Here is a 12,580-nt window from a genome sequence, read left to right on the forward strand (position 1 = left end):
GGAGATGGCGCAGGAGGAAACCCCGGACCCCGGCGACGCCGCTGACGGCTTCGCTTCGACCCGCTGATCCGGGGGCGCCCCATGACGACCTTTCGGGTGGTTCTCGACGCGCGTGTCCTGCTACCCCAGGCTTTGAGCAATCTGCTGCTGACCCTGGCCGATGCCGAGCTGTTCCGGCCGGTGTGGACGCCGGATCTGCTCGATGAGGTGGCGCGCAATCTGGCCGGGGAGCGGTTCGGCAAGTCGCCGGAGCAGGCGGCGCGGCGGGTCCGGCAGATGCGCAGGGCGTTCCCGTTCGCGGAGGAGGAGTCACGCGGGTACCGCGAGTTGATTCCCGCGATGACCAACGATCCGAAGGACCGGCACGTCCTGGCCGCGGCGGTACGGTCCGGTGCGGCATTGATCGTGACCGCCAACCCGACGGACTTCCCGCCTGCGGCCCTCGACCCGTTCGACGTCGAGGCAATGCACCCCGACGAATTCCTCTGCGATCAGCTCGATCTGAACTCGGAAACGGTGTTCGAGTGTACGGGCGCGCTGGTCACCCGGAATGCGCTTCCGCCGCGCACGGAGGGGGAGTTGCTCGAGTCACTCGACCGGCTGACCCCACGGTTCGTCGACGCGGTCCGGGCATTGCGTGCCGCCCAGGGCGACGCCTCGGACGGTGGTGCGGTGCCGGCGGCGTCCGCTCTTCCGGCGCTGACCGACGAGCAGATCGACTCCTTGCCGCCCGAGGTGCGGCAGACGTACCGGCAGCTTCGTGCGGTGGATCCGGCCGAACTGGTGCGGTTTCTCGGACACACAGATCTGGTGAATGCGGCGTGGGCGTTCCTGATGACGGTGTGTGAGGACGGGGATCTGCTGTCGGTATGGCCGAATGTGGATCCGGACTTCCGGGCGGTACTCGCATGGCGGTGGGTGCAGGCCAACCACGATCAGATGACTGTTGACGGTTGGGATGGTGAGGCGGTCTCGGCGGCCCTTGCGGGGCCGGTCCCGGATCATCCGCTGTGGGTGCATTTCGAGCGTGTGCATGTGCGGTCGTTCCGGACGATGCTGCCGGATCCGGCGACGTGGGGAATCGGTTCAGCCACCAGGATGGTCGCGCCGGGGGTGGAGGCGCTCTACGTCCTCGACACCTCGATGCTGGAGGGCGGCTTATGGCAGCCGAACGACCGCCGGTATGTGTGCCCGGTTCTCATGCATCTCGTCGACGGGCGCTGGCTGGTGCGAAATCTGGGGGCGGAGTCGGATCCCGGCACCACGACCTGAACCTTGGTGCGACCGACAGGTCCCTCTCGATCTGGTGCCAGGGCGTCGTTGACGGTCGTTTCGGCAGGTCCGCCGATCACGGTCATCGCGATGACCTGGAGGAGCAGTGTCATCGACGCCCAATCCGGTGCCTAGCGCGCGCCGGCCAGAACGAGCCCGGCGCCGCCTAGAATGGGGTGATACGGATGCCTTCGCTGCATCGGGCGGGGGTGGTCCGCGGCGGCGGGGCTGCTCGTGAGCCGACCCGTGGGAGGTGGCCATGCAACCGTCCGACCGGACGTGGGCGCTGCCGCGGCGGGCCCGGGTCACGATCATGGTGACGGTGGTTGTCGTTGCGGTGCTGGTGATCGGGCCGCGTCTGGTCGTGGGGTATACCGATTGGCTGTGGTTCGGTGAGGTCGGCTACCGCCGCGTGTGGGGGACCGTCCTGGTCACCCGGCTGATCCTGTTCACGGCGGTGACGCTGCTGGTGGGTGCGGTGATCCTCGCGGCCACGGTGTGGGCGTACCGATCCCGCCCACTGTTCGCGGCCGCTGCCGCGGACGCGGCGATCGATCCGCTCGAGCGGTACCGGACGGTGGCGCAGCGCCGCCCGCGGTTGTTCGCGGTAGGGATCGCGCTGCTGCTGGCGCTGCCGTTCGGGTTGCACGCGCAGTCGAGTTGGGAGACGGTGCAACTGTTCTTGCACGGCGGCGGGTTCGGCACCGTGGACGCGGAGTTCGGGTACGACATCGGTTTCTACGTCTTCGACCTGCCGTTCTACCGGCTGATCCTGACGTGGCTTTTCATGGGAGTGTTCCTGGCGTTGCTGATCGGCCTGGGAACCCACTACCTGTTCGGCGGCATCCGGCTGGCACCGAGCAAGGACCACCTCATCGAGGTGTCCCGACCGGCGCGCATCCAACTCGCGGTGCTCGCGGGCACGTTCATCGCGTTGAAGGCGGCCTCCTACTGGCTCGACCGGTACTCCTTGTTGTGGAGCGGCCGGAAGGAGCCCACCTTCACGGGGGCCGGATACACCGACATCAACGCGGTGCTGCCGGCCCGGCTGATCATGGTCGCGATCGCGGTGCTGTGCGCGGCGGCGTTCTTCGCCGCGATTGCGGTCCGGGACCTGCGGATCCCGGCAATGGCCACGGCATTGCTGGTGCTCTCGGCGATACTGGTCGGCGGTATCTATCCGGCGCTGATCGAGCAGTTCTCGGTCCGCCCGAACGCCGCCGACCGGGAGAGCCCCTACATCGAACGCAACATCGCCGCGACCCGGCAGGCCTACGGAATCGGCCCGGACCGGGTCGACTACCTCGACTATCCCGGGGTGGGCACCCGGCCGCCCAGGGACATTCCCGCCGACGTCACCACCATCGCCAACGCCCGCCTGCTGGACCCGACCGTGCTCTCGCGCACTTTCACCCAGCAGCAACAGCTGAAGAACTTCTACGGCTTCCCCGAGCACCTCGACATCGACCGCTACACCATCGACGGACGACTCGCCGACTACATCGTCGCCGCCCGCGAGCTCTCCCCGAACAGCCTCAGCGGCAACCAGACCCAGTGGATCAACCGGCACACCGTGTATACCCACGGCAACGGGTTCGTCGCCGCCCCCGCCAACCGGGTCAACGCCGCTGTCCGCGACGCCGCCGGGCAGAGCGCGAGCAGCGACAGCGGGTACCCGATCTACGCGGTGAGCGACATCGCCTCGCAGGCGGGCGGCGGCCAGGTGATCCCGGTCGAGCAACCGCGCATCTATTTCGGTGAGGTGATCGCGCAGGCGGACCCGGACTACGCCATCGTCGGCGGTTCGGATGGTGCACCGCCGCGCGAGTACGACACCGACACCGCCCAGTACACCTACACCGGCACAGGTGGTGTGCCGGTGGGAAGCTGGGTCAACCGGTTGGCGTTCGCCGCCCGGTACGCCGAACGCAACATCCTGTTCTCCGGCGCCATCGGGCCGGGGTCGAAGATCATCTTCAACCGGGACCCGGCCACCCGGGTAGAGCACGTCGCCCCGTGGCTGACCACCGACACCAACCCGTATCCGGCGGTGGTCGGCGGCCGGATCGTGTGGATCGTCGACGGCTACACCACTGCCGCTCACTACCCGTACTCACAGGTTGGCGCACTCGCCGAGCCTGTCGTCACCGACACCGGCCACAACCTGCCCCTCGAGCAGGTGTCCTATGTGCGGAACTCGGTGAAGGCCACCGTCGACGCCTACGACGGCACCGTCACCCTGTACCAAGTCGACGAGAACGACCCGGTTCTGCGGGCGTGGATGAGCGTGTTCCCCGGCACCGTGCAGCCGCCGACGGCGATCCCGACCGAGCTGCGCGCGCACTTCCGCTACCCCGAGGATCTGTTCCGCCTGCAGCGGGACCTGCTGGCGAAGTATCACGTCGATGATCCGCGGGAGTTCTTCACCACCAATGCATTCTGGTCGGTGCCCAGCGATCCGACCGCCGACACCGGTGGCGAGCAGCCGCCGTACTACGTCCTGGTCGGCGACGCCGGCACCGCGGCCCCGTCGTTCCGGCTCACCAGCGCCATGGTCGGCTTCAACCGGGAATTCCTCTCCGCCTACCTCTCGGTGCACTCCGACCCCGAAAACTACGGAAGAATCGACATTCTGCGGTTGCCGACGGACACCCAGACCCAGGGCCCGCGGCAGACCCAGAACTCGATGATCTCCGACACCCGCGTCGCCTCCGAGCGAACCCTGCTCGAGCGGTCCAACCGGATCTACTACGCCAACCTGCTTACCCTGCCGATCGCCGACGGCGGCATCCTCTACGTCGAACCGGTGTTCACCGAACGCTTGACCAGCACGCCCAACGGTTCCACGTTCCCGCAGCTGGCCCGGGTCCTGGTCAGCTACCGCGAACCCGGCACCGGCGGGGTGCGGATCGGATACGCCCCCACCCTCGCCGAGGCCCTCGACCAGGTCTTCGGCACCGGAACGGGCGCCGTAGCCACCGCACCCGGCGGCGACGCCACCACACCACCACCTACCGATGGGCAACCGCCGGCGCCGCCTCCGCCGGGCGCCCCGCCCGCCCCGCCGCCACCGGCGGCATCGGACCAGTTGACCGCGGCGGTCCTCGAACTCAACGACGCCCTGGCCAACCTGCGCGAGGCGCAACGCACCGGCGACTTCACCGCTTACGGCGCGGCCCTGGACCGCCTGCAACAGGCCATCGACACCTACCTGGCCGCGGGCGGAACCCCGCACTGACTCGCGCGCGGTGAAGGGTTTCGCGGGCGTCCGCCGAGTCGGGCACACCCTGCCGCGCGTCGTGCGTTTGAACCAGTTGTCCGTGCCCCGCGTTAGAACCATTGAGAGAGCCGCAGTGGGCGATCCCGCGTGACCCCAGCCCAGACAGGGAGCAACCGCCATGCAGTCCGACGAACTCAACCAGGAGCAGAGCCTGCGGATCAACCAGATGGCGTTTCCGCGTCGTACGGTTATCGCCGGTATGGGTGTTGCAGCCGCCTTGGCCGCTGGTAGCGCGCTGTTCAGCAGAACACGCGCGTCGTCTGCGCCCGGCGGCAGCGCAGGCCCAGCTGTGAAGCCCGCGAGTGCAACCGTGCCGACCGGCAACGTTCCCGTCGGTGGCGGCGTGGTGCTCGGCGATGTTGTCGTCACACAGCCCAGCGGCGGTGACTTCCGCGGGTTCTCGTCGACATGCACGCACGCGGGGTGCACCGTATCCGACGTCTCCGGCGGCACCATCAATTGCCCGTGCCATGGCAGCAAGTTCAATCTCGACGGGTCCGTGCACAATGGTCCGGCGTCCGTTCCGCTCGCCGCGCGGAGCGTGTCCGTTCAGGGGGACTCGGTCGTCGTCGGCTGAGGTGTGTGACCATTGCGGGACCGGCCGCCGTCACTTGTTGTTCTCGGGAGGCCCGAGACCAGCCGCGTAGAACCCGGATCGGCGATGGCCTCGTCAGCCGACGGTCAAGTCGCCGTGCATGTTCGGATGATACGTGCAATGGAAGGGGTAGGTCCCGGGTGTCGACGGCACCGTCAGTGTCGCGGTCTCACCGCCTTCGATCTCGACGTCGAACGCGTCGCCGGTGTCCGCGGTCACCGTGTGTTCGGCTGTGTCGCTGTTGCGAACGGTGACCTGCGTGCCGGGTGCCACCGTGGCGGGCACGGTGTAGGCGAATCCCGAGATGACGATCTCGCTCGTTCCCGCCGCCACGGCCCCCTCCGATGACGGCATCGACGTGGTGTCGGTGATCGCGGGGGTGGATGCGTAGTCGACGGTGCCGCCGCCGTCATTGCTGCAGGCGGTGAGCGCACATGCGGCAACGAAGGCCGGCCCCAGCAGAGCTGTGGAGAGCTTCATATCCGATACCACGATTCATCGGCCCATTCCGTTCACTTGAACGCGTGAGAGAAATTTCGCGGCAGTGGCCGGGTTCACCGCAGGATCGGCAGCGGGATGCGGGGATCAACTCATCCACGCCGCAATGCCATGGATCTGTGCCCCCGTGACGTTTGTCCGGTGCGGGCCCGTCACGGTCGAATCTGTGTCGCGAGGTGGGGGTGGTGGCGTCCCTGCAAACTGTCCATGCGCTGTGACGGACGACGGTGGTGCCCGGACGACGGTCCGCGGAGTCCTTCCCACTCGGGGAATGCGACCGGCCTGCGACTCGTGAGGTGACCGGTGTTGCTGGTGAGATCGATCAGGCACCGGGCAGCGCCCTGCACGGAGAGGTGGTGCCGACGGGCCACGTCGAGTAGCTCGTCGAAGGCCTGGGCATCGCTGTAGCCGCGCCTGGTGATCAGGACTGCCTTCGCGGTGGACACGAGTTCACGGTCCGACGGCCCCCGGCGCCGGTCGAGGAAGCTGCGTGCGGACCGCACGGGGTTCGAGATTTCGGAATTCAACATCTGGCATCACCTTCGTCTACGACATTCCCCGGGGCGCGGACTCGTAAACGGATACGGTCCTCCCGTCCGCCTTCATCGACGAAGCAGTCAGAGGAGCAGGCCGTCGCGAGCCACGGCTGTCCGGCCCTGCACCACTGTGTCCCGACGGAGAACATCCGCGCGCGGTGGAGCATGTCCGCGTCGCCCAACGGGCCCCAGTTATCGCGAATACCATCCGAACCGAGTCCGACGCGGACACCGCGCTGCGCCAGATGCCGGAACGGCAACACCGTTGTTGCGGACAGCGCGGCCGCCTCCAGCGCGATAGCCGTCTCCGCGAGCGGGTCGGCTATCGAATCCAGGGCGCGGCCGGACAGGCCCACCACAGCGAAGGCGTGGCTGACCGCGACGTGCCCGTGCGGTCAGGCCGCCCGGGTGCGCTCGGCGATGTCGGTGAAAGTCGCGGTACCCGTCTCGACACCTCGCTGTTGGAACGCGACGATCTCGAGCGTCCATCGCGTGGCGAAGGGTCTCGCGGGCCGCGGCCCCTGCTTACACCCCGGCGAGCCCATATACCGGAGTCACCACCACGTGGGCCCGCATCGCTCGGGCTCCGAGGGTTGCGGCGTGCGACATCACCCGGAGGGCCCTGTCCGCGACCGGGGATCGTGAAGTTCGACGTCGCCAACTGCACCGCACTGCCCCCGCACCGCCGGCCGATCAGGCTCCCGACGTCGAGGACCGCATCGGTCAGCCCCGCTACAGGGTGTACCCGGGCAAGGTGGTCACGGTCGTGGAGACGAATGCGCCCGACAGCGCCAGCCCGCTGACGGCCTGGCCGACGTGCGGGGGTTGTCGCCGCGTCGCCGGTCCAGGGCGATCATCGAGCGATGCGCCCATCCCGAATTCCGGCCGCTGCTCACCGACTACGTGGAGCGGGCCCAGGCCGCTCCGGGGGCCGCAGGCCATACGCCGCATCTGCTCGGGGAGGCGTGATCAGGGTGCCCACACCACACACCTAGGGTGTGTTTTCGCGCACGGCGTTCCACGGGACTGTAGTGGCACCGGCTTGTCCGGCGCCCCTGTACAGACGGACCGAGCGTCCCGCCGTGAGCCCAGCGGCGCAAACACCCTGATTGGTGATTTGATGGAACACGCCGCACGAGCGACCTACCGTGAGCATCGATCGGATCCGTTCCCGCTGTCTGCGGCACAACACGGGCTGTGGTTTGCGCAGCAACTCGCCCCGGACGTGCCGATCTGCATCGCGCAGTACGTCGACATTCGTGGGTCGCTGGACGTCGAATTGTTCCGTGAAGTCGCGCTCGTTGCCGGCCACGAATACGAGTCGGTGTTCCTGCGTCTGATTGACGTCGACGGGGAGCCACACCAGGTGATCGATCCGCCTGCCGACGCGGCCATGGGCGTCGTCGACTTCAGCGGCGCATCCGACCCGATGGCGGCGGCCGAGAGGTGGATGCACGACAACTACACGGCGCGAGTGGATTTCGAACACGACCACCTGTGCGAGTCGTCGTTGCTGTGCGTGGGTGACGAGCGGCACCTGTGGTACAGCCGGATCCATCACGTCGCTCTCGACGGATACGCGGCGATGACGCTGGTCAACCGTGTCGCCGCCCTGTATACCGCGGCAGTCGAAGGCCGCGCGCCCGAACCGAACCGTGCCGCAGATCTGCACACCCTGCACCGCCTCGAAGAGGACTACCGGGCATCCCACCGATTCGAGTCCGACCGCGACTACTGGGCCGAACGACTCCACAGGCGCACGAACGGCGCCTCCCTCACCGATGTCGAGGCGCCCCCCGCCGCCCACAGCCTCACCGCGCGCGCGGCGTTGTCGCCCGATACCGTCGCCCGACCCGAGGACACGGCCGCCCGGCCGGGCGCGACAGCGGCGGCCGCGTTGATCGCGGCGTTCGCCTGCCATCTGTCGCGGCGGACGGGACGGCAAGACGTCCTCGTCGACATTCCGCTGTCCGCCCGCACCACCGCTGTTCTCCGACGGTCCAGCGGCATGCTCGCCAACGTCGCGCCCCTGCTGGTCCAGGTCCGATCCGGCGACACGGTCGGCGACCTCATGGCCCGGGTGCAGCACGAACTGATGGGAGCGATGCGGCACCAGCGCGGCAACGTCGAGGACATCCTGCGCGACCTGGGTGTGTCCGCCGAAGCCCGCAGGATATCGGGACCGATGATCAACGTGATGCTGTTCGATCAGGACCTCACGTTTGGGTCGTTGACCGGAGACTTCCGGATCCTCACCACCGGTCCTGTCCCGGACCTGTCCGTCAACGTATATCGCAGCGGCACCCCGGCATCGACGATCGTCGAGTTCGAGGCCAACCCGTACCGCTACCGCGACGACGAACTGCGGTCGCATCACGCCGCCGTCGTCGGGTTGATCGACGAACTGCTCGCCGCAGACCCCGGCACTCCACTCGCCGCGATCGGCGCGGCCGATTTGGATCGGTTGACGCCGGTGGTGGGTGCGCGGTCGGTTGCGGAGGTGTCGTTGCCGGGGTTGTTGGCGGCGTCGGTGGGGGTGGATCCGGATGCGGTGGCGGTGGTGTGTGGGGGCCGTCGGCTGTCGTATCGGGAGTTGGATGCGGCGTCGAATCGGTTGGCGCGGGTGCTGCTCGGGGCGGGGGTGGGTTCCGAGTCGGTGGTGGCGGTGGCGGTGGCGCGGTCGGTGGAGTCGGTGGTGTCGGTGTGGGCGGTGGCGAAGACGGGGGCGGCGTTTGTGCCGGTGGATCCGCAGTATCCGGTGGGTCGGATCGAGCACATGGTTGCTGATTCGGGTGTGGTTGTGGGGGTGACGGTGTCGGGTTCGGTGGATCGGTTGCCGGGGGAGGTGCGGTGGGTGGTGCTCGATGATGCCGACACGGTCTCGCGGTTGTCGTCGGTGTCGGCGGGGCCGGTGTCGGATGCGGATCGGGGTGGGCCGGTGCGGGTGGGTCAGGCGGCGTATGTGATTTACACGTCGGGGTCGACGGGTCTGCCGAAGGGTGTGGTGGTGACTCATCGGGGGTTGGCGAATCTGGTGGCGTCGCAGCGTTCCGAGTTCGGGTCCATTGTGGGTGCGCGGGTGTTGCAGTGTGCGTCGCCGAGTTTCGATGCGTCGGTGTTCGAGTTGGTGTGGGCGGTGGGGATGGGTGGCCGGTTGGTGGTGGTTCCGCCGACGGTGTACGGCGGGGTGGAGTTGGCGGAGATTCTCGAGCGTGAGGGTGTGACGCATGCGGTGTTGACGCCGACGGCGTTGTCGTCGCTGGAGCCGTCCGGGTTGGAGGCGCGTTGGGGACGCTGGTGGTTGCCGGTGAGGCGTGTCCGCCGGAGTTGGTGGCGCGGTGGGCGCCGGGTCGGCGGATGGTCAATGCGTATGGGCCGACGGAGGCGACGGTGATGTCGAATGTCAGCGGTCCGTTGGTGGTGGGAGAGTCGGTGACGATCGGTGGTCCGGTTCGTGGGTTCGGTGAGCTGGTCTTGGATGCCCGGTTGCGGCCGGTGCCGTTCGGGGCGGCGGGGGAGTTGTATTTGTCGGGTCCGGCGTTGGCGCGGGGGTATCGGAATCGGATCGGGTTGACGGCGGCACGGTTTGTTGCGGATCCGTTCGGTGGTGCGGGGCAGCGGATGTATCGGACGGGGGATGTGGTGCGGTGGCGGGAGCGTCCGGAGGGTGGGCCGGTGCTCGAGTATGTGGGGCGTTCGGATTTTCAGGTGAAGATCCGGGGTTTCCGTGTCGAACTCGGCGAAATCGAATCGGCACTGCTCGGATATCCCGGTATCGACCACGCCGTCGTGCACACCAGCGGCGACCGGTTGGCCGGCTACGTCGTCCCCGTAACGGGATCGGAACTCGACACGTCCGCGGTCCTCGCGCACGCCCGAGCGCGCCTGGCGCCGCACATGGTGCCGGCGACCGTGACGGTGCTCGACGCCGTACCGGTGACCGCGAATGGGAAACTCGACCGCGCAGCTCTGCCGGAACCGGACTTCGCCGCAGGGCGCGCCGAGTACCGGGCGCCACGCAACGCGATCGAGGAGATGGTAGTCGCCGCGTTCGCCGCGGGACTCGGTCTGGACCGGGTCGGGCTGGACGACAACTACTTCACCCTCGGTGGCACGTCACTCACCGCGACGAGCGTGATCGCGCGGATCGCCGAGTCCTCCGCGCGAGCCGTGCCGGTGCAGTGGATCTTCACCCATCCGACACCGGAAACGCTGGCGCACATGATCGTCACGGCACCGGAGGATCCCGGGTCGGAGGATGAGGCCGACCGGTCACTGGATGTACTGCTGCCGCTGCGCACCACCGGAACCGGCAGCCCGGTGTTCTGCATCCATCCCGCGATCGGGTTGGCGTGGTGCTTCACCGGACTGGTGCAGTATCTCGGCGACCGTCCGGTGTACGGGCTGCAGTCCCCGGCGCTGACCGACCCGGACCTGCGCGTCGACTCCCTGACGGAACTCGCGGCCCGGTATGTCGACCGGATCCGTTCGGTGCAGCCGCACGGCCCGTACCACCTGGTGGGCTATTCGGTCGGCGGCCAGATCGCTCACGAGATGGCGGTGCAGCTCACAAGCGCCGGCGACGAGGTGGCTACCCTCACGATGCTCGACACCCATCTGGCCGCAGGTCTCGATCGCACGACCGAGAAGCCTACCGTGGCAGCACTTCTGGCAGAGTTCGGCGCGGTGGTCCCGGATGACGGAGATGACGCGACGACCACCGATCGTGCCGTGGAGGTGCTGCGTCGCACCGGTGGACCGTTCGCGGCCGTGACCGCGGGCGACCTCGAAGCCGTCCACCGGGTTTTCACGCAGACGGTCGACCTCGCCCTCGCGCACCGCCCATCGACACCGAACGGCGTCGATCTGCTGTACTTCGGAGCGGCAGATTCCTTCGACGCCCCCACCGGTGTCGCCGCGTGGAGGAAGCACATCAGCGGCGAGATCCTCGTCCACAACGTTCCCGCGTCCCACCAGCAGATGACGAGTCCGGAAGCCCTCGCCGGCATCGGACCCGTCCTCGCACACCACGTGACGCTCGCCGACCAGACGGCGCGGGTCGTCGCGTCGTGACATCGTAGAAGTGCGACGACGGTTGTGCCGATGCCCCGCGGTCGTTGGACCGTGCGAAGTCGCATACCGTGCGGCGTCGGCGCAGGCCGTCGATAACATGCTCATCCGACACCGCACGCTCGCACTCTCGTTCGCCTCCTGCTCGCTCGTCGCCCTGTGGCTCGCTACGAGCGGCGCTGACGGCCGGACCCCGCCCCGGTGCTCGCCCTCGCGGATACGAGGTACGAATGGCACTCGGTGTACCGGCATCACGTCTTCGGTTCGGCACGAGACCTCACCCCACGAAGCATGTCCCGCGACATCAGTAGATCGGCCGGCACCACGACCGCCTCACACAGCACACGCAACCACCACGGCCGCATCCGGGCACGCCACCGGAACAGGAAACGAGTTCCCATGTCGTCGCCGAGTGGGCGAAGCGAGAAAGCCCACGTCCAGTCCAGCGCCGCGATGCCGCTGGCCCTCCAACTTCGAGGTAGGTGTGACTTCGAATGCAGCACGAGCGACTCCGCCGGATGCAGCGCAAGGACGGTGAAGCCGCAGTGAGTCTCCGGTGCGCCGTCGGGCACATAGGCCCCCGGTTGCAGTCTCTGCCACTCGGCAACGATGTGGTCGGCGCTGGGCCAGTTCGCCGGAAACAACACCCGGTCCACCCACCGCGCCGTGTACCAACCACCGCGGTGCCACCCCATCTGCACTAGCCAGGGCCAGATCTGTTCGGGTGTGGCGGCGATCGTGATCGCGTGCGTGCATACGCAATGCGGCTCGACGACCACGTTGTCTCCGGGGAGCAGGGTAGAGCGTTCCCGTGCCGTCGATCCGTAGGTATGCCCGAGTCGATTCATCACCACAGACGCGACTGTCGCTGCGACTAACCCCCACTGCCACGAACTCCTCATAATCCGAGCCCATCGAATTCGGCGCGGTCCGGGTAGGGCACAAGGACACCGACCTCGAGGCCGACACCCCTCAGGATGCCTGAGGTATCCCGCACCGGTCCGATGAGCCCTACCAGCGACGACGCCACCGATGAGGCTCGGCCACATTCCGATGCCGGGCGCGGGAAGCTGGTGCTGGTCGGTGAATCTCGCCTCTCGGCGTGCGGTACGCCCGTGAATCCCACCTCGGTCCCGGGTCAGCGCAGATCACGTCTGCCAAATCCGACGAGCCCGACGCAGAGTGGATGGTCCCCAGCACCCCATCCCGTAGTCACCGGAAATAGGGTCGATCGACCCTGTATCCGCTCGAACGGAAAGGCCCCTCCTTACGTTTGTGTGGGCAGTTTTACCTCGATTCCGCCGAGATTGAGATAGATCATCGCCGTGA

Annotated in this window: 8 protein-coding genes and 1 pseudogene; 6 read left to right on the forward strand and 3 right to left on the reverse strand. The window is 67.8% G+C overall.

The genetic code is table 11. The annotated features are described in order from the left end of the window. The first annotated feature begins 81 nt into the window (after nucleotides 1–81). The 3 genes from MLGJGCBP_RS09535 (at nucleotide 82) to MLGJGCBP_RS09545 (ending at nucleotide 5,129) form a co-directional block, all read left to right on the forward strand. Nucleotides 82–1,272 (forward strand): PIN domain-containing protein, encoded by a 1,191-nt coding sequence (locus MLGJGCBP_RS09535; protein WP_160095065.1) that lies wholly within the window; start codon nucleotides 82–84, stop codon nucleotides 1,270–1,272. Between the two features lie 259 nt (nucleotides 1,273–1,531). Continuing rightward, a complete protein-coding gene (locus tag MLGJGCBP_RS09540) occupies nucleotides 1,532–4,510 on the forward strand; it encodes a UPF0182 family protein (protein ID WP_160095067.1) in 2,979 nt (992 codons plus the stop codon). A gap of 160 nt (nucleotides 4,511–4,670) precedes the next feature. Continuing rightward, nucleotides 4,671–5,129 (forward strand): QcrA and Rieske domain-containing protein, encoded by a 459-nt coding sequence (locus tag MLGJGCBP_RS09545; protein ID WP_160095069.1) that lies wholly within the window; start codon nucleotides 4,671–4,673, stop codon nucleotides 5,127–5,129. A gap of 93 nt (nucleotides 5,130–5,222) precedes the next feature. On the opposite strand, the gene MLGJGCBP_RS09550 is transcribed toward MLGJGCBP_RS09545, so the two are convergent. Continuing rightward, nucleotides 5,223–5,627 (reverse strand): cupredoxin domain-containing protein, encoded by a 405-nt coding sequence (locus MLGJGCBP_RS09550; protein WP_160095071.1) that lies wholly within the window; start codon nucleotides 5,625–5,627, stop codon nucleotides 5,223–5,225. Between the two features lie 170 nt (nucleotides 5,628–5,797). Next, the gene (locus MLGJGCBP_RS09555) at nucleotides 5,798–6,175 is read right to left on the reverse strand and encodes an ANTAR domain-containing protein (protein WP_160095073.1); all 378 of its coding nucleotides are present in this window, start codon (nucleotides 6,173–6,175) and stop codon (nucleotides 5,798–5,800) included. A gap of 810 nt (nucleotides 6,176–6,985) precedes the next feature. On the opposite strand from MLGJGCBP_RS09555, the pseudogene MLGJGCBP_RS09560 reads away from it, so the two are divergent. The 3 genes and pseudogenes from MLGJGCBP_RS09560 to MLGJGCBP_RS53200 form a co-directional block, all read left to right on the forward strand. Further along, nucleotides 6,986–7,150, forward strand: a pseudogene (locus MLGJGCBP_RS09560) (acetyl-CoA hydrolase/transferase C-terminal domain-containing protein); the annotation flags it as partial. Nucleotides 7,151–7,301: 151 nt separating this feature from the next. Beyond that, entirely contained in the window at nucleotides 7,302–9,575 is a 2,274-nt protein-coding gene (locus tag MLGJGCBP_RS09565; protein ID WP_160095075.1) for an AMP-binding protein, read from the forward strand. Continuing rightward, the gene (locus tag MLGJGCBP_RS53200) at nucleotides 9,512–11,254 is read left to right on the forward strand and encodes a thioesterase domain-containing protein (RefSeq protein WP_268960733.1); all 1,743 of its coding nucleotides are present in this window, start codon (nucleotides 9,512–9,514) and stop codon (nucleotides 11,252–11,254) included. Before MLGJGCBP_RS09565 ends, MLGJGCBP_RS53200 begins: the two co-directional genes overlap by 64 nt. Before the next feature lie 248 nt (nucleotides 11,255–11,502). Here the strand turns inward: MLGJGCBP_RS53200 and MLGJGCBP_RS09575 are convergent, their stop codons facing one another. Continuing rightward, nucleotides 11,503–12,030: a hypothetical protein gene (locus tag MLGJGCBP_RS09575; RefSeq protein ID WP_160095079.1), complete on the reverse strand. Its 528-nt coding sequence runs from the start codon at nucleotides 12,028–12,030 to the stop codon at nucleotides 11,503–11,505. Nucleotides 12,031–12,580 lie beyond the last annotated feature (550 nt).

Source organism: Rhodococcus sp. T7 (assembly GCF_009872365.1).
Taxonomy (GTDB): domain Bacteria; phylum Actinomycetota; class Actinomycetes; order Mycobacteriales; family Mycobacteriaceae; genus Rhodococcus_F.

Coding starts and splice junctions, on each gene's coding strand:
- MLGJGCBP_RS09535 (WP_160095065.1), top strand. CDS start 82: ATGACGACCTTTCGGGTGGTTCTCGACGCGCGTGTCCTGCTACCCCAG.
- MLGJGCBP_RS09540 (WP_160095067.1), top strand. CDS start 1,532: ATGCAACCGTCCGACCGGACGTGGGCGCTGCCGCGGCGGGCCCGGGTC.
- MLGJGCBP_RS09545 (WP_160095069.1), top strand. CDS start 4,671: ATGCAGTCCGACGAACTCAACCAGGAGCAGAGCCTGCGGATCAACCAG.
- MLGJGCBP_RS09550 (WP_160095071.1), bottom strand. CDS start 5,627: ATGAAGCTCTCCACAGCTCTGCTGGGGCCGGCCTTCGTTGCCGCATGT.
- MLGJGCBP_RS09555 (WP_160095073.1), bottom strand. CDS start 6,175: ATGTTGAATTCCGAAATCTCGAACCCCGTGCGGTCCGCACGCAGCTTC.
- MLGJGCBP_RS09565 (WP_160095075.1), top strand. CDS start 7,302: ATGGAACACGCCGCACGAGCGACCTACCGTGAGCATCGATCGGATCCG.